Origin of the sequence: Ensifer sp. WSM1721 (genome assembly GCF_000513895.2) — a bacterium.
Classification (GTDB): Bacteria; Pseudomonadota; Alphaproteobacteria; order Rhizobiales; family Rhizobiaceae; genus Sinorhizobium.
In genome coordinates this window covers 1,645,383-1,667,749 of record NZ_CP165783.1, presented here as the reverse complement: position 1 = coordinate 1,667,749, position 22,367 = coordinate 1,645,383, and the positions used below count along the sequence as shown (strand labels likewise).

At 64.1% G+C, this 22,367-nt stretch carries 18 protein-coding genes and 1 tRNA gene; 11 read left to right on the top strand and 8 right to left on the bottom strand.

All coding sequences use genetic code 11. The features are described from left to right. Nucleotides 1-99 precede the first annotated feature (99 nt). Together M728_RS25350 and selD are read right to left on the bottom strand one after the other, a co-directional pair. On the bottom strand, nucleotides 100-2,232 hold the full coding sequence (locus M728_RS25350; protein WP_026620525.1) for a hypothetical protein: 2,133 nt from the start codon (nucleotides 2,230-2,232) through the stop codon (nucleotides 100-102). 181 nt (nucleotides 2,233-2,413) lie between these two features. Continuing rightward, nucleotides 2,414-3,475 (bottom strand): selenide, water dikinase SelD, encoded by a 1,062-nt coding sequence (gene selD / locus M728_RS25345; RefSeq protein ID WP_034883531.1) that lies wholly within the window; start codon nucleotides 3,473-3,475, stop codon nucleotides 2,414-2,416. A gap of 467 nt (nucleotides 3,476-3,942) precedes the next feature. Between selD and fdnG the strand changes: the two genes are divergently transcribed. From fdnG to M728_RS25290, 11 genes are all read left to right on the top strand, one after another. Then, nucleotides 3,943-7,029 carry a formate dehydrogenase-N subunit alpha gene (gene fdnG, locus M728_RS25340; protein ID WP_084044451.1) on the top strand — a complete coding sequence of 1,029 codons (3,087 nt, stop codon included), beginning with the start codon at nucleotides 3,943-3,945 and terminating at the stop codon, nucleotides 7,027-7,029. A 13-nt stretch (nucleotides 7,030-7,042) separates the two neighbouring features. Continuing rightward, nucleotides 7,043-7,984: a formate dehydrogenase subunit beta gene (fdxH, locus tag M728_RS25335; RefSeq protein ID WP_026620521.1), complete on the top strand. Its 942-nt coding sequence runs from the start codon at nucleotides 7,043-7,045 to the stop codon at nucleotides 7,982-7,984. Then, complete coding sequence (locus tag M728_RS25330; RefSeq protein WP_026620520.1) at nucleotides 7,981-8,706, top strand: formate dehydrogenase subunit gamma; 726 nt, start codon at nucleotides 7,981-7,983, stop codon at nucleotides 8,704-8,706. The genes fdxH and M728_RS25330 overlap by 4 nt, the downstream gene beginning before the upstream one ends. 50 nt (nucleotides 8,707-8,756) lie before the next feature. After that, a complete protein-coding gene (gene fdhE / locus M728_RS25325; protein ID WP_026620519.1) occupies nucleotides 8,757-9,674 on the top strand; it encodes a formate dehydrogenase accessory protein FdhE in 918 nt (305 codons plus the stop codon). A gap of 36 nt (nucleotides 9,675-9,710) precedes the next feature. Beyond that, complete coding sequence (gene selA / locus M728_RS25320; protein WP_026620518.1) at nucleotides 9,711-11,123, top strand: L-seryl-tRNA(Sec) selenium transferase; 1,413 nt, start codon at nucleotides 9,711-9,713, stop codon at nucleotides 11,121-11,123. A gap of 59 nt (nucleotides 11,124-11,182) precedes the next feature. Beyond that, complete coding sequence (locus tag M728_RS25315; RefSeq protein ID WP_051440888.1) at nucleotides 11,183-11,947, top strand: tetratricopeptide repeat protein; 765 nt, start codon at nucleotides 11,183-11,185, stop codon at nucleotides 11,945-11,947. Then, nucleotides 11,944-13,926, top strand: coding sequence for a selenocysteine-specific translation elongation factor (selB, locus tag M728_RS25310; RefSeq protein WP_034883529.1), 1,983 nt, complete (start codon nucleotides 11,944-11,946; stop codon nucleotides 13,924-13,926). The genes M728_RS25315 and selB overlap by 4 nt, the downstream gene beginning before the upstream one ends. A 58-nt stretch (nucleotides 13,927-13,984) precedes the next feature. After that, nucleotides 13,985-14,080: transfer RNA gene (locus tag M728_RS25305), tRNA-Sec, on the top strand. 365 nt (nucleotides 14,081-14,445) lie between these two features. Then, entirely contained in the window at nucleotides 14,446-14,709 is a 264-nt protein-coding gene (locus tag M728_RS25300) for a hypothetical protein (protein ID WP_026620517.1), read from the top strand. Nucleotides 14,710-15,006: 297 nt separating this feature from the next. Continuing rightward, nucleotides 15,007-15,168, top strand: a complete 162-nt coding sequence (locus M728_RS25295) for a Thivi_2564 family membrane protein (protein ID WP_139015742.1) — start codon at nucleotides 15,007-15,009, stop codon at nucleotides 15,166-15,168. 17 nt (nucleotides 15,169-15,185) lie between these two features. Next, entirely contained in the window at nucleotides 15,186-16,208 is a 1,023-nt protein-coding gene (locus tag M728_RS25290) for an LLM class flavin-dependent oxidoreductase (RefSeq protein WP_026620516.1), read from the top strand. 21 nt (nucleotides 16,209-16,229) lie between these two features. Here M728_RS25290 and M728_RS25285 read toward each other — a convergent pair whose 3' ends face one another. The 6 genes from M728_RS25285 to M728_RS25260 all read right to left on the bottom strand — a co-directional run bounded on the left by M728_RS25285 (nucleotide 16,230) and on the right by M728_RS25260 (nucleotide 22,331). Then, nucleotides 16,230-17,258 (bottom strand): trans-3-hydroxy-L-proline dehydratase, encoded by a 1,029-nt coding sequence (locus M728_RS25285; protein WP_026620515.1) that lies wholly within the window; start codon nucleotides 17,256-17,258, stop codon nucleotides 16,230-16,232. A 12-nt stretch (nucleotides 17,259-17,270) separates the two neighbouring features. After that, a complete protein-coding gene (locus M728_RS25280) occupies nucleotides 17,271-18,959 on the bottom strand; it encodes an aconitase X (protein ID WP_026620514.1) in 1,689 nt (562 codons plus the stop codon). Between the two features lie 85 nt (nucleotides 18,960-19,044). Beyond that, a complete protein-coding gene (locus M728_RS25275; RefSeq protein ID WP_026620513.1) occupies nucleotides 19,045-20,286 on the bottom strand; it encodes an FAD-binding oxidoreductase in 1,242 nt (413 codons plus the stop codon). Next, nucleotides 20,286-21,008 (bottom strand): amino acid ABC transporter ATP-binding protein, encoded by a 723-nt coding sequence (locus M728_RS25270; protein WP_026620512.1) that lies wholly within the window; start codon nucleotides 21,006-21,008, stop codon nucleotides 20,286-20,288. The genes M728_RS25275 and M728_RS25270 overlap by 1 nt, the downstream gene beginning before the upstream one ends. Next, nucleotides 21,001-21,654 carry an amino acid ABC transporter permease gene (locus M728_RS25265; RefSeq protein ID WP_026620511.1) on the bottom strand — a complete coding sequence of 218 codons (654 nt, stop codon included), beginning with the start codon at nucleotides 21,652-21,654 and terminating at the stop codon, nucleotides 21,001-21,003. The genes M728_RS25270 and M728_RS25265 overlap by 8 nt, the downstream gene beginning before the upstream one ends. 11 nt (nucleotides 21,655-21,665) lie before the next feature. After that, nucleotides 21,666-22,331: an amino acid ABC transporter permease gene (locus M728_RS25260; protein WP_026620510.1), complete on the bottom strand. Its 666-nt coding sequence runs from the start codon at nucleotides 22,329-22,331 to the stop codon at nucleotides 21,666-21,668. Between the last annotated feature and the right edge of the window lie 36 nt (nucleotides 22,332-22,367).

Here is a 22,367-nt window from a genome sequence, read left to right as displayed (position 1 = left end):
AAAGCGCGTCGCCTTCGGATGAATTCACGCGACGCGCTCCATACGTTTTTTCACACCATGCCATTGTCCAAACCAACCACAGCGTTTGGACGAGGCGCATCATTCCGCCGTGGCTTCGAGATCGATCCTGTCCAGAAGCAGAACCGGGTTTTGCGAGGCTGCCACGAATTCGAATGCACCGACGCCAGTCGAGGCTTTGGACTTGGCGGTCAGCGTGAATGTTCCGGGCTTTGCAATGAAGCGCGAAACCGCGTCCATCACGTTCTGCAGCCGCGGCTCGTCGGCCGCAAATTGTTGCAGCAGCGCCGTCGCCGTCATCGTGAGCATGCCGCGCACCTCGTTCTCGGTCATGCCGTTTTCCTCGGCATAGGCCTTTATCCCCTTGGCGATAATGCCATGGTCCTCGATCTTCAGCCTCGCTTCCCGAGCGGTGAGGCCGAACAGCGCCACCTGGGCCTTGGCCGCGTCGCCGGAGAAGAATGCGTCACTGAAGCCTCCCATCAGGCCGGAAAGGGAAATGCTGCCGATATCTCTTCCGCTCATGGAGATATCGTTGATGACAAGATTCTGGTTCGACTCGTCCCAGGCGGCTTCGAGACTCGAGGAAAGGACCACCTCGTTGAAACCCAGCTGGCGAAGCTGTGCGAAGGGCTCGTCCTGCATGTTCTCCGGGATCGGGAAAGTCAGATCCTGATATCTGACACGGACATCGGTCGGAATGCCGTTGCGCGGTCTCGTAAGCGCCACCTCATAGTCCTTAAGCGCAAAGCGGATGCGCTCCGGCGCGGAAGCTGAAGGCTCCGCCGTCGGCTCATTCGTCGCATCCGCCGATCCGTCGCTCGGGTTCGATGGAGCATCACCTGCCGGTGCGTCGGCTTCTCCCGCAGCGCTTTGTTCGTCATCGCTTTCTTCAGCATCCGTCGCGTCGGCATCCCTGTTGGAATTGGGCAGATCGGCATCGAGACCCGCCAACCGGATCGTTCCGAATTCCGGGAGCAGCGTCGTGAAGGGGAAAAGCTCCTGCTGGTGTTCGTCCAGCGCGGCAAATTTCCTCAGAGCTTCCAGAGTCGAGTCCCAGGAAAAGCCCGAGATGCTCGCGTCGGCGAGCTTGAAGTAGTTCGCGCCCTCTCCTATCGACAGGCCATGCAGCGCGCCATCAAGCTTCCGGCCATCTACCTGAAGCGCGAGGCGATCTATGGCGAGCTTTATCCTCTCGCCGTCCTCTCCTCTCTTCGCGGGCGCGTCGATCTTCATGCCGAGCACCTCGAAGTCAGCCTTCGCCGTCATATCGACGATCGACAGGATTCGCTTGAAGTAGGCCTGGAGTTCTGCTGGAGGGAGAGCGCCGGGCGTCGACACCGATTGCAGCTCTTCCAATATCTCGAGCAGCGGCTCGGCGGGCATCCGCATGCTGATGCCGCTGCTGCGCATCTCGTCATAGCTGAAACTCGCCTCGCCATCGGCAAAGGCAATGTCCTTGACGGAGATCGGCCCGTAGGCAGGCTTTGCGTCCTTGTCGTCAGGCCCGGCCTTCTCGGTATACAGCCGCGCCAGGTAGGCCGCATCGATATCCTGCGCCGTCATGGCTCCGATTGAGGCGGCCAGGCGCTTCTTGCCGCCCTTGCCGTCCGGAACGTCCACCGCGAATTCGATCGTGGCGCCGCTCGCCGAAGAGCGCGCGATGCGCCCATTGGCGATGTCTTCCGAAGCCACGTTTTTGTAGACCAGCTTCTGTTCGGTACCGGTCACCGCTTGCGTGACCGTGACCTCCGCTGCCGAAAAACGCGTTGCGGTAAAGAGCTCCATCCGCTTCGACAGCGAGAGATCGTTGCGGCTGCTGAACATCTCCGTGAGCGTGCTGTGGTCGAGATTGGCCCCTTCGATGGTTGCGTGCGGCACGGCCACTTTACCCAAGGCCGTCTTGACGTCGAGACCGCTCAGCTCGAGGCTGCCGTCCAGGAAGAGGATCTTGGGCCGCCCGTCAACCGCCGCGATGCGGATATCGGAGCCATCCTTGAGTGGCAGCATCACGTCACGCAGATGAATGCGCCCGAGGAAATCCGCTTCGACGGCGCCCGCTTTGCCGCCGCGATCGGCAATCAGCTTGCCGACGCTCTTTTCCACCACGATCTTGTAGCCGGTCATGCCGGCCGCAGCGATTGCGACCGCCGCCACCGCCGCCCAAAGCGCCCTGCGCCGGCCTTTGCCGGTCTCCTTCTCTGCCTGCTCCACGATGCTCGCCCTTTCGCCACGCGTGCCCACCCCGAGAACTCATGCAGTAGACATCAGCGATTTCATTCGCAAGTTTCACGAGAGCTCTGTGCACCGATATATTGTATTGGCTGCAGTGCGGGCCGGCTGTGCTCGCGCCGGTCTGCGGCAGGGCGATATTCCTTCGGAAGGGGCTGCACACTCAGGCCGTGACGCGCAGTCCCGGTTCACCTTCCTCGACCGCACCGACGATCCGCGCTGCCGGATAGCCGGCCGCCACGATCTCCCGCAGCAACTCTTCCGCGCGCTCCGCATCACATGCGACAAGGAGGCCGCCGGAGGTCTGGGGATCGGTGAGGATATGGCGCCGCCATGGCGGGAGATCGTCGGGCAGAAGCACATTCTCGCCATAGCTTGCCCAGTTGCGATGGGAGGCGCCGGTGACGTAGCCCTGTTCCGCGAGCTCGGCGCAGCGGTCGAAAAGTGCGATCTCGCCGGCCTTGAGCATTAGCCTCTTGTTCGAGCCCTTGGCCATCTCGAGCGCATGGCCGAGAATGCCGAAGCCGGTGACGTCGGTGACGGCATGCACGTCGGCTTTCCTACCGAGTTCGGCGCCGATGCGGTTGAGGAGCGTCGTCGACGCGATCAGTTCGGCATAGGCATCCGACGGCAATGCGCCCTTCTTGAAGGCCGCCGAATAGATCCCGACGCCGAGCGCCTTGGTCAGGATCAGGGCGTCACCGGCCCGGGCGCCGCTGTTGCGCCGAATGCCGGAGAGCGGGCCTGTGCCGATGACCGCCAAGCCATAGATCGGCTCGGGTGAATCGATGGAATGACCTCCGGCAACCGGTATACGGGCCTCCGCGCAGATCGCGCTGCCGCCCCTCAATATCTCCCGCACCATGCCGGTCGGCATCTTGTCGATCGGCATGCCGAGAATGGCGAGCGCCAAGATCGGCTTTCCGCCCATGGCGTAGACATCGGAGATGGCGTTGGTGGCGGCGATCCGGCCGAAATCGAAGGGATCGTCGACCATCGGCATGAAGAAGTCCGTGGTCGCGATCACACAGGTCTCGTCATCGAGCTGCCAGACGGCGGCATCGTCGCCCGTTTCCGTGCCGACGAGGAGCCGCGCAAAGGGGCGGCTCATCGGCTGGTCCGCGAGCAATTGCTGCAGCACCGATGGCGCCAGCTTGCAGCCACAGCCCCCGCCATGGGCGAGCGCCGTCAGGCGCAGAGGCGTGGTGGTCGTCGAATTATCCATGATTGCCTCCCATTGCTCGGCTGTGCTGAGGGATGCGATGGGCGTCCTTCCGAGCCCACCGCATCAGAAACGTCGGAGGTTGCAGGAATGAGATCCGAAATGGCCACTGCGCCCGGCAGCGCAAAATCGGTCGGATGCGCGGTGCCCCGAAACTCGGGAGCGGCGTTCAAGCTCATGAAAGGCATTATCGTTGCTCGCGACGCGAGCGTCAATTTGGGGCGGAGGCTGCCCCCTTGATACGTTTCGAATAATACAGACAAAGCGAGCGTCAAATAAAATGTGTTGCCAGCTCAGGTTTAGTCGGAGCAGGCCTCAAGTTCGCTGTTCTTATTAAATTGACAACGCAGCAAGGACAGCTAAGATTTTAGTTTCAAACGCCGAGTTTACGTCTGAGCTTCTGAAAGACGTTACAATTTTTCCGGCACGTCCTCTTCGGCCAAGCCGGAATCTAGGGGAGGTGTCATGCTATGAACATGGAACTCTCGCGGCGCCAATTCCTCGGCGCGGCCGGTGCTGGTGTAGCGGCCACGACGCTTGGTGCCCTAGGCTTTGGTGACATCGAGGCGGCGCATGCGGAAGCAATCCGCGCCTTCAAGCTCGTGAGCACCACCGAAACCCGCAACACCTGTCCCTATTGCTCCGTCGCCTGCGGCGTCATCCTGTATTCAAAGGGCGACCGGAAGAAGGGCGAGCAGGCGGAGATCATCCATATCGAGGGTGATACCGACCATCCGACCAATCGCGGCACCCTCTGTCCGAAGGGCTCGGCGCTGCTCGATTTCGTCAAGTCCGAGACGCGGCTGAAATATCCGATGATCCGCAAGCCCGGCTCGGACAAGTTCGAGCGGGTCAGCTGGGACGAGGCCCTCGATCGGGTCGTCCGGCTGATGAAGGACGACCGCGACGCCAATTTCGTCGAGAAGAACAAGGATGGCGTCACGGTGAACCGGTGGATAACCACCGGCTTCCTCGCGGCCTCGGCGACAACGAACGAAACGGCGTGGGAAACCTACAAGGTCGTCCGCAGCGCCGGGATGCTGGTCTTCGACAATCAAGCGCGTGTCTGACACGGCCCCACGGTGGCCAGTTTGGCTCCAACTTTCGGCCGCGGCGCAATGACCAACTCCTGGACGGATATCAAGAATACCGACCTCGTGATCATCATGGGCGGTAACGCCGCCGAAGCGCACCCTTGCGGATTCAAATGGGTCACCGAGGCGAAGGCCAATCGCGGCGCGAGGCTGATCGTGGTCGATCCGCGCTTCACCCGTTCGGCGTCGGTGGCCGACGTCTATGCACCGATCCGCCAGGGCACGGACATCGCCTTCCTGCTCGGGGTGATCAACCACTGCATCAAGAACGACAAGGTGCAGTGGGACTATGTCAAGGCGTTCACCAATGCCAGCTACATCGTCAAGGACGGCTTCGCCTACAAGGACGGGCTGTTTTCGGGCTATGACGAGGCCAAGCGGGACTACGACAAATCGACCTGGGACTATGTCATCGGCCCCGACGGCTATGCGGTGGTGGACGACACGCTGACGAATCCGCGCTGCGTCTGGAACCTCTTGAAAGAGCACGTCGCCGTCTACACCCCCGAAATGGTCGAGCGGATCTGCGGCACGCCGAAGGACAAGTTCCTGAGGGTCGCCGAGATGATCGGGGAATGCTCGTCGCCGACCAAGGCGATGACCTCGATGTATGCGCTCGGCTGGACGCAGCATTCCAAGGGCTCGCAGAATATCCGCGCGATGGCGATGCTGCAGTTGATCCTCGGCAATATCGGCGTGCGCGGCGGCGGCATGAATGCCCTGCGCGGGCATTCGAACATCCAGGGGCTCACCGATGTCGGATTGATGTCGAACCTGCTTCCCGGCTATCTGACGATCCCGACCGAGAAAGAGGTCGATCTCGAGACCTACATGTCGACGCGCGGCTTCAAGCCGCTCCGGCCGAACCAGATGAGCTATTGGCAGAACTACCGGAAGTTCTTCGTGAGCTTCCAAAAGGCGATGTGGGGCTCGGCGGCGACGCCGGAAAACAGCTTCGCCTATGATTGGCTGCCGAAGCTCGACGTCGCCGGCTACGACATCCTGCGCGCCCTTGATCTCATGGGCCAGGGCAAGATGACGGGCTACATGTGCCAGGGCTTCAATCCGCTGCTTGCTGCCCCGAACCGAAGGAAGGTGACGGATTCGCTGTCGAAGCTCAAATTCCTGGTCACCATGGACCCGCTCGACACCGAGACGGCGCGCTTCTGGGAGAACCACGGCGAGTACAACGATGTCGATCCGTCGCAGATCCAGACGGAGGTCATCCAACTGCCCTCCACCTGCTTCGCCGAAGACGAAGGTTCGCTCACCAATTCCAGCCGCTGGCTGCAGTGGCATTGGCCGGGTGGCACGCCTCCGGGCGAAGCGAAGACCGATAACTGGATCATGGCGCAGATCCATGTGCGGCTGAAGGAGCTCTATCGCAAGGAGGGCGGAAAGTTCCCCGACCCGATCGTCAATCTCGACTGGGCCTATGCGGATGCGAACGAGCCGACCGCCGAGGAGCTTGCCAAGGAAATCAACGGCAAGGCGCTTGCCACCGTCTACGATACCGCCGACCCGACCAAGGTCCTGGCGGAGGCGGGCAAGCTCGTGCCCGGCTTCGCGGCGCTGCGCGACGACGGCTCGACCGCATGCGGCTGCTGGGTCTATTCCGGTTGCTTCAACGAGAACGGCAACAACATGGCCCGGCGCGACACGTCGGACCCGGATGAGACCGGCACTTATTCGAAGTGGACGTTCTCCTGGCCGGCCAACCGCCGCATCCTCTACAACAGGGCCTCGGCGGACCTCACCGGCAAGCCCTGGGATCCGAGCCGCAAGGTGATCGAATGGGACGGCGCGAAGTGGTCGGGCTACGACGTGCCCGATATCCTGCCGACGGCGAAGCCCGAGGAGGTCGGGCCGTTCATCATGAACCCGGAAGGCGTCTCGCGTCTCTTCACCCGGGGTCTGATGCGCGACGGTCCGTTCCCGGCGCATTACGAGCCGTTCGAATCGCCGCTGAGCAATCTCGTCGCCCCCAATGTTCGCGGCAATCCCGCGGCACGGGTTTTCAAGGGCGATCTCGAGCAGTTTGCCGAAACCGCCTCGGCGGAGTTCCCCTACGCGGCGACGTCCTACCGGCTGACGGAGCATTTCCACTACTGGACCAAGCATTGCCATGTGAACGCGGTGCTGCAGCCGGAGTTCTTCGTCGAGATATCGGAAGAGCTCGCAGCCGAGAAAGGCATTACCGGCGGCGGCTGGGTGCGCGTGCGGTCCAAGCGTGGAGAGATCCGGGCGAAGGCCGTCGTCACCAAGCGGATCAAGCCGCTGATCTGCGACGGCAAACCCGTCCACGTCGTGGGCATACCGTTGCACTGGGGCTTCACCGGCGCGGCCAAGAAGGGCTTCGGTCCGAACTCGCTGACGCCGTTCGTCGGTGACGCCAACATCGAGACGCCGGAATACAAGGCGTTCCTGGTCAATATCGAGCCCACTGCAGGGCCGGTGGCGTGAGGAGGCTTGAGCCATGTTCCCGCCCGTCCCAAACCCCGCCACCGCACCTCAAAGCCCGCAGTTCGGTGAAAAGGACCTGATACGGCGATCGGCCTCGACCATAACGCCGCCGGCTCAGCGACAGACCGAGGTGGCCAAGCTCATCGATGTCTCGAAATGCATCGGCTGCAAGGCCTGCCAGGCGGCCTGCATCGAATGGAACGACACCCATCCGGAGCTCGAGGCCAATACCGGCGTCTATGAAAATCCGCACGACCTGACGCCGGACATGTTCACGCTGATGCGCTTCACCGAATGGGAAAACCCGGAGACGAATAATCTGGAATGGCTGATCCGCAAGGACGGCTGCATGCATTGCGAGGATCCCGGCTGTCTCAAGGCCTGCCCTGCCCCCGGCGCCATCGTCCAATATTCGAACGGCATCGTCGACTTCGTGCACGAGAACTGCATCGGCTGCGGCTACTGCATCAAAGGATGCCCATTCAATATTCCCCGGATTTCTCCGGTCGATCATACCGCCTACAAATGCACGCTCTGCTCCGATCGCATTGCCGTCGGCCAGGGCCCGGCCTGCGCGAAAGCGTGCCCGACGCAAGCCATCGTCTTCGGCACCAAGGAGGAGATGAAGAAACACGCGGAGGGGCGGATCACCGATCTGAAGTCGCGCGGCTTTGCCAATGCCGGGCTTTACGACCCGCCGGGCGTCGGCGGCACGCATGTCATGTACGTGCTGCACCACGCCGACAAGCCGGAGATATACGCCGGTCTGCCCAACAATCCGACGATCAGCCCGATCGTCGAGGCCTGGAAGGGCGTCACGAAATATGCCGGGCTCGCCGTCATGGGCGTCGCGGCCGTCACCGGCTTCCTGCATTACATGGTCAACGGCCCCAACCGCGTTTCCGAAGAGGACGAGGAGGCCGCTGAGAGGCTCACTGGAGATCGTTCGTCATGAGTACCGACACGGACACGGATTATGACGTAGCGAAGGGCGACAGCGTTCACCCCGGCAAACCCGTCACGGTCGATCGTTATACCGGCGGCGCGCGGATCAACCACTGGATCACTGCCACGAGCCTCGTGCTGCTCGCGTTGTCCGGTCTGTCCCTGTTCCACCCCCGGCTTTTCTTCCTGTCGGCGCTGTTCGGCGGCGGTCAAGCGGTGCGCGCCATTCACCCCTGGATCGGCGTCATCCTGTTTTTCAGCTTCCTCGGCCTGTTCCTGCGCTTCTGGAAGCTCAATCTCTGGAAGCGTGAGGATGGCACCTGGCTCGCGCGCGTGCGCGACGTTCTGACCGCCCACGACGAACGCCTGCCCGAGGTCGGCAAGTACAATGCCGGGCAGAAGCTCGTCTTCTGGTCCATGTCGATCCTGATCATCGTGCTGATAACCTCGGGCCTGGTCATTTGGGACCAGTATTTTGCGGCATACACCACGATCGAGCAGAAGCGATGGGCCCTTCTCGTGCACTCGATCGCCGCCATCCTCGCGATCAGCGTCTGGATCACCCATGTCTATGCAGCGATCTGGGTAAAGGGTACGATACGGGGAATGGTCCGCGGTTCGGTGACCGGCGGCTGGGCGTGGCGATATCACCGCAAGTGGCTGCGCGAACTGGTCGCCAGACCGCCAACGGAAGTGCCTACGGAAGACAAAAAGAGGACCGCAGCCGAGTAGTTGTTTCTGGGTTCGCATCACGTGACCCGTCGGGTTCGTGAGGGAGTGTGATGAAAAGTAAAGACGCTGCAGCGCCCGATCCGACCGCCATTGGAGAGATCTCGTCGCCGCCCTTTGCGCGCCTTCCCGACCCCGCTTCCCTCTTCGCCGCAAGGGCCGCGCGTCTCAGTCAATTGGCGGACGCGAGCGGCTTGGCGCCCTATCTTAACTTCCTTTCAGGCCTTACGACCGCGCAACACCTTATCCAAGCCGACCTTCCCCCTCCCGAGGGCCCAGACGCCCAGACGCTCATGCGCGCCCACGAGTTCGAAATGCCGCCGCTCCACCGCAATGGTATCGGCGACGGCGAAGCGATCCATGCCGTAATCGACCGGCTGTTCGCGGCCGCTGACGCAATCAACAAGCCGGCCGCAGCCGCCGAAGCGCTCCGCCGCGTCACCGCCGCCGATCGCGAAGCGCGGCTCGCCATGGCCGAAAGCGTCCTCTCTGGCGCATTGCCCGCAGACGCTATCGCCGAGCATATTTTCGTCTGGGCCGCACTTCAGGTGCACTTCGCACGGCTGGCGTCGGTGCTTGACGCCGCCAAGCTGAGGCCCGTCGCCGACGGCATTTGCCCCGCCTGCGGCAGCATGCCGGCATCGTCCATGGTCGTCGGCTGGCCGGGTTCGCACGGGGCGCGGTTCTGCTGCTGCTCGCTTTGCTCGACGCTCTGGCACTATGTTCGCATCAAATGCATGCTTTGCGGCTCCACCAAAGGGATCGCCTATAGCGAGATCGAGGATCACGGCGGCACCGTCAAGGCCGAGACCTGCGACGAATGCCATGGCTGGACGAAGATTTTCTACCAGAACAAGGCGCCAGCGACCGAGCCGATTGCCGACGATGTCGCGAGTCTCAGCCTCGACCTCCTGATGCGCGAAGGCTCTTATCGCCGTGGCGGATTTGCGCCGCTTTTGGCTGGCTTCTAGATTGGATCGAAAGAGGCGCACCCCAGGAGAGCTGGAATGGACGCCAATATCAGGTTGCGTGACATCCCGTCGGTGGACGAGCTGCTGCGATCGGCCGCTGCTGCCGAGGCGATCGAATGTTTCGGGCGACCGGCCGTTGCCGAGGCCCTGCGGCGCGTCCTGACGACGATCCGGAATGCGGTGCGCGACGGCGCAGACGTCCCCTCCCTGGAGGCGATCGCAGTGGCCGCCTTCGCGGCGCTCGAGGCAAATGACCGATCGTCACTCCGCCCCCTGTTCAACCTGACGGGAACCGTGCTCCACACCAATCTCGGCCGCGCCTTGCTGGCGGAAGCGGCGATCGACGCCGCGATGGAGGCGATGCGCGAGGCGGTGGCGCTCGAATTCGACCTCGAGAGCGGAAAACGCGGCGAAAGGGACGATCACCTGCGCGCGCTCATCCGGGAGCTGACTGGCGCGGAGGATGCGACCGTCGTCAACAACAATGCCGCAGCCGTCATGCTCACACTGAACAGTCTGTCGGCCGGCAGGCAAGCGATCGTCTCGCGTGGCGAGCTCATCGAAATCGGTGGAGCATTCCGCATGCCGGACATCATGCTGCGCTCCGGCGTCCGCCTCGTCGAGGTCGGCACCACGAACCGCACTCATGCCCGGGACTACAGGGACGCGATCGGCCCCGATACGGGCCTGATCTTGAAGGTCCACACCTCCAACTATCGCATCGAAGGCTTCACCAAGGAGGTCGGGGCACGCGAGCTCGCGGCAATCGCCCATGAACACGGGCTGCCGCTCGTCAACGATCTCGGTTCGGGTACGCTTACCGATCTCGACCGCTTCGGACTCGCGCATGAACCGACTGTCGCCGAAGCGATCGCCGACAGCGCCGATATCGTCACCTTTTCCGGCGACAAGCTGCTTGGCGGACCTCAGGCCGGCTTCATCGTCGGGCGTGGCGACCTCCTCGCCAGGATCAACAGGAATCCGATGAAGCGCGCGCTGCGCGTCGACAAGATCCGCCTTGCGGCGCTCGCGGCAACGCTTAGGCTCTATCGCGAACCGGACCGCCTGAGCGAACGCCTGCCGACGATGCGGCTGCTCGCCCGTCCGCAGGCCGACATCCGCCGGCAGGCCGAGCGGCTGGCTCCCGTGGTGGAGCGGGCGGTGAACGGCGCGTTCGACGTTTCGGTGATCGACTGCGGCAGCCAGATCGGCTCAGGCGCCTTGCCGCTCGCCACCGTGCCGAGCGCCGGACTAGCGCTCGCGCCAACTTCCGACAGTGGTCGCATGCTTGCCGAACTGGCGGCGGCGCTCAGGCGCCTGCCGATGCCGGTCATCGGCCGCATCGAACGCGGATCGCTTGTGCTCGATTTGCGTTGCCTCGAGGATGAGGAAGGCTTCATCGCCAATCTCGCGCGTCTCGGTCCATCGGCTGGAGGATCCTCGTCGTGAGCCTACTCAGCCGCTTCCTGCAAAGGCCGACCGAGGGCGATGCGTCCCCTGAGGCGGCGATGGCAAAGGCGCTCGCAGCCGCCCGCGACGGCGACTACGAAACCGCTCTCTCCATATGGGAGCCCTTGGCCCGGGCGGGAAATGCAAGGGCCCAGAACAATATCGGCGCTTGCTTTGCGGGAGGGTTGGGGGTCGCCCGAGATACCGATCTAGCCTACCGCTGGCTGGGCCTTTCCGCCGAGGCCGGCGATCCCGTCGGTCGGCGCAACCTCGCCTCGCTTCTCTTCAGGGGAGAGGGAATAGCGCCGGACTATCCAAGGGCGGCCGCGCTTTATCGCCAGGCCGCAGAACAGAACGACGCCGAAGCTCAGGACATGCTGAGCTGGATGCTCCTGGAGGGCGATCTCATCGAACCCGATTTCGCGGAAGCGCGCCGCTGGGCGCTCGCCGCCGCGAAGAATGGCTCCGCCTCGTCGATGACGCGGCTGGGGATGCTCTACCACCATGCTATAGGGGTCACGCGCGATCCGGTCGAGGCGGCCTACTGGTGGGGCCGCGGCGCGCGAGCCGGCGACGCCGAGGGACAGGCGATGCTCGGTGCGGCCTATCATCTCGGAAGCGGCGTCGCGCGCGATCCGGTCGAAGCCTTCGCCTGGCTGACAAGGGCGCGTCGAGCCGGCAGCGGGCTGGCCGCGCCATTCTTCGAAGTCGTGCGCGCGGCACTCGACGCGGAGGAACTGATGGAAGCCGAGCGCCGCGCCGCGCTTCCGCTCACCGAAACGCTGGTACCGCTCCAGCGCGCAAAGGAGGGAGATCAGAGGTGATCGTCGGCACCGCCGGCCATATCGATCACGGCAAGACGTCGCTCGTCCGGGCGCTGACCGGCGTCGACACCGATCGCCTGAAGGAGGAGAAGGATCGCGGCATATCGATCGATCTCGGCTTTGCCTATATGCCGGTCGAGGGCCTGGAGACGATCGGCATCATCGACGTCCCCGGCCACGAGAAATTCATCCACAACATGCTGGCGGGCGCGAGCGGCATCGATTTCGTTCTGCTTGTCGTCGCGGCCGATGACGGCGTCATGCCGCAGACGCGAGAGCATCTGGCGATCGTCGATCTACTCGGCACCGAACAGGGAGTCGTCGCCATCACCAAAGCCGATCTCGTGAGGGACGGCCGCCTTGCGGAAGTCGAAAAGGCGATGCGCGACGCGCTTTCGGGCACGGCGCTTGCCGGTGCGCCCATGATCCCGGTTTCGACCGTCTCGGGCAGCGGTGTGGCGCTGCTGCGCGACGAAATCGCCGCCGCCGCGCGCAATCTCCAGCGACGGCAGACAAGCGGGCGTTTCCGGCTTGCCGTCGATCGCTCTTTCACCATCCAGGGCGCGGGCACAGTGGTCACCGGAACCGTTCTTTCGGGCCAAGTGTCGGTAGAGGATCGGCTCACCATCAGCCCTTCGGGCCTTGAGGCGCGCGTGCGATCGATCCATGCGCAGAACAGGCCGAGTGAGATTGGCCGCGCGGGTGATCGCTGTGCGCTCAACCTCGTCGGTCCGGACATCACGAAAACGGCAATCGGCCGCGGCGACGTGGTCTGCGACCATAGCCTGCATGCGCCGACCAGCCGAATTGACGCGACCTTGCGTGTGCTCGGCTCGGAGCCCAAAGCGATCGGCCACTGGTTCCCGGTCAGGCTTCATCACGCATCGGCGGAAGTCGGAGCCCGCATCGTCCTCTTGGCGGACGAACCGGTCGCGCCCGGAACGCGCACGCTCGTCCAGCTCGTGCTGGAACGGCCGATCGCGGCGGCAGCCGGAGACCGCTATGTCGTTCGCGACACGTCTGCCCGGCGCACGATCGGCGGCGGCCGCTTTCTGGACCTGCGCGCCCCCGCACGCAAGCGTCGCACAGAGGAACGGACCGCGCAACTCGCCGCGCTGTCATCGAGCGAGCCGAAGCAGGCGATCGAGGCACTGCTTGCCAATCCGCCCTATCTCGTCGACATCGGCGCTTTTGCCCGCGACCGGGCAATGGCCGCGGGCGAAGCCGAGGCAATGGCAGAGTCCTTGAATGTCGTGCAACTTACGTCCGATACCGCGACGCTCGCCATGTCCATGGAGAGCTGGGAGAGGCTGCGGCGTGACATTCTCGCGCGGCTTCGATCTTTCCATGCGGACAATCCGGACCTACTCGGCATGGGCGTGGAACGGTTGCGTACGCAGCTCGAATTTCGCCTGCCGGCGCCCGCGTTCCGCGCAGCTTTGAATCCCCTCGTGCGGCAGGGCGAAATCGTGCTCGACGGAGCATGGGTCCGGCTCGCCGAACATCGAGTGACCATGACCCCGGCCGACGAGCGGCTCTGGAAAGAGATCGAGCGCCTGCTCGGGGGCAGCGAGCGGTTTCGCCCGCCACGCGTGCGCGATATTGCCGGACTGCTGGCGGTTCCGGAGGGCGAGGCGCGCCGGCTCCTCAAACTCGGCAGCCGCATGGGCAAGGTGCATGAGGTGGCGCACGATCATTTTTTTCTGCGCGAGGTGGTCGCGGAGATGGTGGCTGTCATGGACGAGATCAGCGCCGCTGCCGAAAAAGGCTGGTTTACCGCCATGCAGTTCCGCGATCGTCTCGAAAACGGCCGCAAGGTCGCGATCCAGATCCTCGACTTCTTCGATCGTCACAGCGTCACGCTCAGACGCGGGGACCTGCGCCGCCTCAACCGGAACCGTCTGGATTTTTTCGGCAATTTGTCGAATGCTGTCTCCGCGGCGCCGCGCGTCTCATTGGACGCGCAAAGGTCGCCGTAGCACTTTCAATTGTTGCGTGATTTTGTCCTCGGGAATCATGCAGCAGGATCGCGTTTCAGGAGGAGATGCGTCCCCGGTGGGGCGTCCGGACTTCAAATCCGGGAGGGGCCGAGAGACGGTCTTTGGTGGGTTCGACTCCCACTCTCTTCCGCCACATGTCATTATTTTTTATTCACTTACTTCTCGGCGGCTATCATAACCGTTGATATAACAGCGTGAAATGGGAGGTGCAGTTCACAGTCGCGGGTGCTGGCACTGCTACTCCCTACTTGCATTCCTTAAGGCCGTTCGAACCCGACAATTCTCCGGCTGCGCTCAGTAGATCGCGCATGAGGTGGCTCGTGGCCGCAGCTACGGCGATCGCAGCCCTGCTCCTGTTTTGCTAATTTCGGGCATTGCCGACATCCCGTGCCAAGTAGGCAGCTAGAATCCAGGCAGATACACTTGCACGCATACGGGAGTGGCGTCACGACAGTGAGATGGGTTCGCCCGTCTCGCCTGTGCGTGCTATAAAGCTGGATGACCGAAAACGAACAGCAGTACGAGTTCTCAGAGTTCTCCGGCGAGTTCGTCGACGACGACGTAACCGTCATTTTGCGCATCTACCGTCCTGCCGGAACCAACCTCGACTGGATGCTTGAGGTGCTCGACGAGGAAGGGAACACGACCGTCTGGGATGATACCTTCGATACCGACCGAGACGCATTCGAAGAGTTTTTAGCCACCATCCAGCGCGACGGTATCCGCACCTTCTTGGATCAGCCGACGCAAAGACTGCACTGACGCTTGACCGCGGCAAAACGGGCCAATAGCTTCCAATAGCGCCCACCAAGCACAGCGTTCCGAAGTGCACCACCACATTGAGGAGACACCGAGACTGCGGTAGGCATCCGTTCCGCGGGACACGGACCGAATATTCCAAGAAAACGGCGGAGAAGCGGACACCTCTTCCGCCATCAGCACGCCTCCCTTATTCGCGACGAAGCAATTTTGCGCTGGCGGAGCATGCAACCGCTTGCCTTCCTTCGGACCTCCCATAGTTGAAGGATTGATGAAGCAAGCTCAACGGGGGCACGAAACATGTCCATACTCATCAGTATCCTGATTACCTTTCTCGTCGTCATTCTTGTGCTCTATCTTGTCAATCGTCTCCCCATCGACGGGCGCACCAAACAGATCGTCCAGGCGATCGTGATCATCATCGGCATCCTGGCGTTGCTGAGATACCTGGCGGTATTCTGATTTCGGACAGCATGATCATGAAGAAGATCGGTTTTTTATCGTTCGGGCATTGGACCCCTTCGCCCCAATCGCAAACGCGGTCGGCCTCCGACGCTCTGCTGCAGTCCATCGACCTGGCGGTTGCTGCCGAGGAGTTGGGCGCCGACGGGGCGTATTTTCGCGTGCATCACTTCGCCCGGCAGCTCGGCTCACCGTTTCCGCTGCTTTCGGCCATCGGCGCGAAGACCAGCCGCATCGAGATCGGCACCGCGGTCATCGACATGCGATACGAGAACCCGCTGTACATGGCCGAGGACGCAGGCGCGGCAGACATCATCGCCGGCGGGCGGCTGCAACTGGGCATCAGCCGCGGTTCTCCCGAGCAGGTGATCGACGGCTGGCGCCACTTCGGTTATGCGCCGGCCGAGGGCGAGCGCGACGCGGACATGGCCAGGCGCCACGCGGAGGTTCTGCTGGACGTGCTACGCGGAGAGGGATTTGCGCAACCCAACCCACGGCCGATGTTTCCCAATCCTCCAGGGCTGCTGCGCATCGAGCCGCACTCCGAAGGCCTGCGCGATCGGATCTGGTGGGGCGCCAGCTCGAACGCCACGGCGGCCTGGGCGGCCAAGCTCGGGATGAATCTGCAGAGCTCGACGCTCAAGGATGATGAGAGCGGGCTTCCGTTCCATGTCCAGCAAGCCGACCAGATCCGGGTGTTCCGGGAGGCGTGGAAGGCAGCCGGTCACGAGCGCGAGCCGCGCGTGTCGGTCAGCCGGAGCATCTTCGCATTGGTGGACGACCGGGACCGCGCCTACTTCGGACGCGGAAACCAGAGCGAAGACAAGATCGGCTTCATCGACGAGAAGACGCGGGCGATTTTCGGCCGCAGCTACGCCGCCGAACCGGACGTGCTCGCGGAGCAATTGGCGAAGGACGAGGCGATAGCTGAGGCCGATACGCTGCTCCTGACCGTCCCCAACCAGCTCGGCGTGGACTATAACGCCCACGTCATCGAGGCAATCCTGACCCACGTCGCCCCCGCGCTCGGCTGGCGCTGACGCAAGTCCGCGGTCAGACCGTCAACGCGCGCCCCACGTGTCGGTCAGCCGATAACCCTCCGGCCAGGGATCGGAAGGATCGAGCATGTGCTGATGGATGCCCGTGATCCAGGCGCGGCCCGAGATCTCCGGCAGGATCGCCGGCCGGTCTCCGACCCGGGTGGTGCCGACGATGCGGCCGGAGAAGGTCGAGCCGATCAGCGAAACCGCCGTTAGCCGATCCTCCGGACCCATTTCACCGCGGGCATGCAGAACGGCCATGCGGGCCGAGAGCGCCGTGCCGGTCGGCGAGCGGTCGACCTTGCCCGGCTGGATCGCGACGGCCGCACCGGCGCGCAGACCCTCCGCCGTGCGCTCCACGGGGCCGGCGAAAAGGCAGAAGGAGAAGTGCCGCCACTCGGGATTTTCCGGATGGTGGAAGCCGAGCTGGGCATTGGCCGCATTGGTGATCCTGACGCCGAGGCGGGCGATATCATGCGCCTCGTCCGGCTTCAGGCCGAAGCCCATTGCCGTCGCATCCACGATAACGAAACTGTCGCCGCCATAGGCGGTATCGACGGTGAGCGTGCCAAGCCCCTCGACCTCGAGCTTCAGGTCCAGCCGCTCGGCAAAGCTCGGCAGGTTCTGGACGAAGATGCGTTCGGCCTTGCCGTTGCGGCATTCCGCCCGCACGCGGACGAGACCGCCCGGGGCTTCGAGCGTGATTTCCGTCACCGGCTCCTTCATCGGCAGAATGCCGCTGTCGAGCAGCACCGTGGAGACGCAGATCGAGTTCGAACCCGACATGGGCGGCGTATCTTCCGGCTCCATGATGATAAAGGCGGCATCGGCCTCCGGGTGCTTCGGCGGCACCAGGAGGTTGACATGGCGGAAGACGCCGCCGCGCGGCTCGTTCAGCACGAAGTTGCGCAGCGTCTGGTCGCGGGCGATCCAGCGGCTCTGTTCCCAGATGGTGCCACCCGACGGGGGTGCCACGCCGCCTACGATCACATCGCCCACCTCGCCCTCGGCATGAGCGGAGATCACATGAATGGTCTTCGTGCTGCGCATCTCAAACTCCTCTCAGGAAAGCCAATCCGGCAGCCGTGCCGGCGCGCGCCCCGTCAGGGCGGCCGTGACGCAGTCGGCAAGGCTGCCGAAGCGCACGGCGCGGCCGGAAAGACCGGGGCCGTAATGGGCGTATTTGCCGGAATTGGTCATCAGCGCGCGGGTCCGCGTCGGGAAAACCGGCTCGGAGATCGAGCACCAGCAGAGGTCGGGCAGCACCTGCACGCCGCTCGCTTCGAGCCGCGCGAGCGTGCCCTCGCGTCGTGCCTCCTCGATGACCTCACGCCCGGCCGTGACGATCACCGCGACATCCGGGTGCCGCTTGCGGCCGCCGAGCGCCTCGGCCAGTGCGCGACATTCGGCAAGGGACGCGTGGGGACTGCCGATGGCAACGAGTTCCACCTCCTCCGGGCCGTCGTTCAGGAGCGACCAGGCCGCCGCCATGTCGGCGCGGGTGATCGCCGTGCGGTCGGCATCTCCAGCGGCCGCGCCACTCGCCTCAGGCGTCACACCCTCCACATGCAGCATCGGCGCGGCAGAGGTCGTTCCAAAGGCGGCGCAGAGCGCCTTGAGGTCGTCGCGCGAGGGCTTTGCCGCGGCGAGCCCGCTGAGGAGTGGTATGCGGTCCGGCGCCGCACGACCGGCGAGATAGCCGATCAGCGGCCAGAAGGCATCGTCCGCGCGCTCGGGCGGTTCCACCTCGATGACGCGCCGGGCCTTGCGATGCTCGTCGAGGTAGACGCCGGAAAGCGGCGCGCGCCCGGTGAGCGCGATGCAGAGATCGAGGAAATCCGGGTGCTTCGCCGTGCGCGCACCGAGTACGCTGTTGGCGAAGATCACGGCATTGGATTCCGCCCAGGCGATCGCTTCGCCTGCCTGAGGCGCGCTGTCGAGCAGATAGGGCGAGCAGGTGAAGGTCGGGCGGCAGCCCATGCGCACGTAGGCGTCGGCGAGCCGCGCCGCCGGGTCGCCGAACGAAGGCGGCACGCCCTGGACCTGCCAATTGGCGTAGTCAACGGAAATGGCGTTCATTGTCGTCGGCACCCGGACCTTCGCCCCCAGCTCGGCCATCTTCTCGGCAAAGGTCAGGTTCGCCGGGCTCGCATAGATGCAGCCGTCGATGTGGCCCTGCGTGACGTCCACAAGGCCCCGCGCCCCCTGCTGTGCCGCCATGGCCGAGATGATGCGCATTGCCTGCTGCACCGCGACGCCTTTTTCTCCATCCAGCATGGCGCGGTCGGTGTCGGTAAGATCGAGTGTGGCGGTCGCGGGCGGGACGACCGGGATCGCCAGGCCCTCGGCTTCTATCGTGCTACCGCTGATGCGCGCCCTCTTGACGCGCGCCAGTTCTGAAAACATCTCCGGGGCGACGCGCAGGACCGGCAGCGGTTTGTCGAACATCTCGGACGCGACCAGCGCGCCGAGCGTGAGCACATCCTCGGCTTCCGAGAAGACGAGTGCGGCCGGAGCGCGGCCCGAAAGCACAAGATCGAGGAGCACCCCGGAGCCGCTACAGGAGCCGCGGCTCGACGGCATCATGAGGACGGAGCCGGTGAGGCGAACGCCGTTGAGCGGGTGGTGCACGTCGATGATGCAACCGGTCGCGGGATCGACCCCGCCCCAGAAGCTCAGCGCCTCCCCCGTGGCGATGACCGGGCCTTCGGCCGAGCCGCCGAGGATGCTGCGAGCGGGTGGCTGCTTCATCTTACGACGAAGCCGCAGGCAGCGGGATCGGCACCATTCCCGTCGAGGCGAAAGAAGGGACGAGTGGCCACGGGTAGAACCTCCATCAGAATCGTTGCGGCGAGAAGGAAGCAATGTCGATCGCGGGCGTCCGGCCGGTCAAAAGATCGGCGACGATGCGCGCCGTGCCCGCCGATTGGGTGAGCCCGAGATGGCCGTGACCGAAAGCGTAGATCACCCGCGACGTGGAGCCCGCGCGGCCGATAGCGGGCAGGCTGTCGGGCAGCGATGGGCGGAAACCCATCCACTGCACCCCGCAGTCAGGCTTCAGCCCGGGCAGGAAGGCCTGCGCTTTCTTCAGCATCGCCTCGGAGCGGCGGAAATTCGGCGGCAGCTCGAGCCCCCCAAGCTCCACCGCGCCGCCGACGCGGATACCGGTCGACAGACGGGTGACGACGAAGCCGTGGCCGCCGAACGTGACCTGCGTGCGCAGATCGAACGCATCGGAGGGAAGCGTGGTGTTGTAGCCGCGCTCGGTTTCGAGCGGAATGCTCTCGCCGATCGACCGGGCGATCCGGTGCGAGAAGGCTCCCGCCGAAAGCACCACCTGCGCCGCGCGCCGGACGCTGCCATCTGCGGCCATCACCTCGACGCCGCCTTCGACGGTTTTGAGCGCAGTCACCTCCGCACGCTCGATCACACCGCCCTTGAGGCGGAAGTGGTCCGCCACCGCCAGCGTGTAGAGCTTCGGATCGGCAATGGAGTACCAGCCGGGGGTGAAGGTGCCATGGGTGAAGCGAGCCGCAACCCCGGGTTGGATCTCAGCGATACCGGCAGCGTCAAGGTGATGGAACGCGATCCCCTGCTCCTCCCGCGCCTTCCAGCCGGCGAGCGAGGCCTTGAACTCCCCCTCGCCCTCATAGACCTGGAGATTGCCCTCCTTGCGCAGCATGGGCCTCGTGCCGGTCCGTTCCAGGAAAGGCTCCAGTTCGGCCTTCGACAGGTCCATCAGCGCCGTTTGCGCCGTGGTCGAATGCGCAACGCGCGTCGGCGAGCAGGCACGCCAGAAGCGGAACATCCAGGGCGCGATCTTGAGCGCATAGGCGGGCGGCACCGTCAGCGGCCCCAGCGGATCGGCGAGCCATTTCGGCGCCTTCTTGAGGATGCCCGGCGAGGCAAGCGGCAGGATATCGGTGAAAGCGAAGGCGCCGGCATTGCCCGCCGAAGCCCCGGCGGCGGGGCCCTCGCGGTCCAGCACCGTCACCGATAGCCCTCGCGCCTGGGCGGCGATTGCCGCGGAGAGCCCTATCACCCCCGCGCCGATGACGATGACATCCGACCCGGCCATCACCGCACGCTCGCCAGGAACTTCTGCGTCTCGGCGTGCTGCGGCGCGCCGAAAATCTGGTCCGGCGCGCCGATCTCGGCCATGACCCCCTGATGGAAGAAGGCCACGCGGTCGGACACGTCACGGGCAAAGGCCATCTCATGGGTAACGCAGATCATCGTCATACCCTCTTCTGCCAGCATCTTCAGCGTATCGAGCACCTCGCCGACCAGCATCGGGTCGAGCGCCGAGGTGACCTCGTCGAACAGCATGTATTCGGGCGACATGGCGAGTGCCCGGGCAATCGCCATGCGCTGCTGCTGGCCGCCCGACATGCGGGCCGGATAGACCTTGAGCTTCTCGCCGAGGCCGACATGCGTCAATTGCTTCACCGCAATCTCCTCGGCCTTGTCTTTCGGCAAGCCGAGCACCTTGCGAGGAGCAAGCATGACGTTCTCGAGCACGGTCAGGTGCGGAAAGGCGTTCCACTGCTGAAAGACGATGCCCACCGTTCGGCGCAGCCTGTTGAGATCGGTGCCCCTGGCATGGACATCGGTCCCATCAATGGCGATCCGACCGGAATCGATCGGCTCCAGACCGTTGATGCAGGTGAGCAGCGTCGATTTTCCCGAGCCGGAGCCGCCGATGACGGTGACCACCTCGCCGTTGTCGACGGTGAGGTCGATCCCTTTCAGCACCTCCAGCGAGCCGAAGGATTTGCGGACGTTTTCGATCTCAATCATTGGGGGACCACCGTTTTTCGAGATACCCGCCGAGCCGGGCGATGGGGAAGCTGAGGATGAAGTAGATCGCGCCGCAGATCAGCAGGATGAACAGCGGCTCCTGCAGCCGGGTGACGAGCACCTGCGAGGCGCGCAGGAGCTCGATCAGGCCGAGCCAGAGCACCAGTGCGGAGTCCTTCATGACGCCGAGCGTCAGTCCGATCCAGGGCGGAAGCGAAACGCGTGTGGCGAGCGGTGCCACGATATAGCGCATGTCCTGCCACCAGGTCATCCCGAGCGAACGGGCTGCGCGGCGCGTGGTCACCGGCACCGAAGAGATGCCGCCGCGGACGATCTCCGCGCAAAAAGCCGCCGTATAGAGCGACAGCACCACGCAGGAGGTGGCAAACGGCCCCCAGCCGAGCTTCGCGATAGACTGGAAGGCATTGCCGAGCACGAGTTGGATCAGGAGCGGCACCGAGCGGAACACGTCGAGCGCGAAGGTCAGCGGAGCGGACCAGTAGGGCCCGATCTGGACCCGGATCACGCCGAAGAGGATGCCGAGCACGGTGCCGGCTGCGACCGAGACGGCGGTGACCGCGAGCGTCATCGCCGCGCCCTGCGCCAGGAAGGCGAGATCGTTCAAGGTGAGGGTCGTATCGAACATCTCTCACCTCCTCAGTAGCGGAACATGCGCCAGGCAAAGGCCTGGGCGGCCAGCGTGACGACCTTGGCGATGACGTAGTAGATCACTGCGGCCAGCGCGAAAAATTCAAAGGTGCGGAAGGAGCGCGCATTCAGCTCCTGCGTGACCCCGGCAAGGTCGGCATTCATGCCGACGGTGACGCCGAGCGACGTCATCAGGATCGCCCAGACCATCTGGTTGGTGGCCGGCAGGAAAGCGACGCGCAGCATCTGCGGCAGGACGATCAGCCGGAAGGCCTGCAGCGAGGTCATGCCGAGCGAGCGGCCGGCACGGGCTTGAGTGTCCGGAATGGCTTTCAGCGCACCGCGGAAGTTCTCGGCGAGATAGCCCACATTGTTGAAGGCGATCCCGACCAGAAGAGCGGTATAGGGGCTCAGATGAAGCCCGAAATTGCCGAGCCCGAAATGGGCCATGTAGATCTGGAACAGCGCCGGCGTGTTTCGCGCGATCTCGACCCAGGCCGAGGCGAAACCGCCGAGGAGGCGGTTGCCGGAGAGGCGGAACAGCGTCAGCCCGATTGCGCAGGCGAGACCGATCGCCATCGAGAGGAGCGCGATCTCAAGCGTCACCAGCGCGCCGTCGAGCATCTGCGGCAATGCTCTCAGCGCCTGGTTCCAGTGGAATGTGTAGTTGAACATTGCCGTCTCACCTATCGGAAGTGAGCGACGGTGCGG

Bases quoted from the DNA above. Each gene is read 5' to 3' on its own strand.
- M728_RS25300 (WP_026620517.1), top strand. From the start codon at position 14,446: ATGACCGAAAACGAACAGCAGTACGAGTTCTCAGAGTTCTCCGGCGAG.
- M728_RS25290 (WP_026620516.1), top strand. From the start codon at position 15,186: ATGAAGAAGATCGGTTTTTTATCGTTCGGGCATTGGACCCCTTCGCCC.
- M728_RS25295 (WP_139015742.1), top strand. From the start codon at position 15,007: ATGTCCATACTCATCAGTATCCTGATTACCTTTCTCGTCGTCATTCTT.
- M728_RS25265 (WP_026620511.1), bottom strand. From the start codon at position 21,654: ATGTTCGATACGACCCTCACCTTGAACGATCTCGCCTTCCTGGCGCAG.
- selD (WP_034883531.1), bottom strand. From the start codon at position 3,475: ATGGATAATTCGACGACCACCACGCCTCTGCGCCTGACGGCGCTCGCC.
- selA (WP_026620518.1), top strand. From the start codon at position 9,711: ATGGACGCCAATATCAGGTTGCGTGACATCCCGTCGGTGGACGAGCTG.
- M728_RS25260 (WP_026620510.1), bottom strand. From the start codon at position 22,331: ATGTTCAACTACACATTCCACTGGAACCAGGCGCTGAGAGCATTGCCG.
- M728_RS25280 (WP_026620514.1), bottom strand. From the start codon at position 18,959: ATGAAGCAGCCACCCGCTCGCAGCATCCTCGGCGGCTCGGCCGAAGGC.
- M728_RS25330 (WP_026620520.1), top strand. From the start codon at position 7,981: ATGAGTACCGACACGGACACGGATTATGACGTAGCGAAGGGCGACAGC.
- M728_RS25270 (WP_026620512.1), bottom strand. From the start codon at position 21,008: ATGATTGAGATCGAAAACGTCCGCAAATCCTTCGGCTCGCTGGAGGTG.
- fdxH (WP_026620521.1), top strand. From the start codon at position 7,043: ATGTTCCCGCCCGTCCCAAACCCCGCCACCGCACCTCAAAGCCCGCAG.
- M728_RS25275 (WP_026620513.1), bottom strand. From the start codon at position 20,286: ATGGCCGGGTCGGATGTCATCGTCATCGGCGCGGGGGTGATAGGGCTC.
- M728_RS25315 (WP_051440888.1), top strand. From the start codon at position 11,183: ATGGCAAAGGCGCTCGCAGCCGCCCGCGACGGCGACTACGAAACCGCT.
- M728_RS25285 (WP_026620515.1), bottom strand. From the start codon at position 17,258: ATGCGCAGCACGAAGACCATTCATGTGATCTCCGCTCATGCCGAGGGC.
- fdhE (WP_026620519.1), top strand. From the start codon at position 8,757: ATGAAAAGTAAAGACGCTGCAGCGCCCGATCCGACCGCCATTGGAGAG.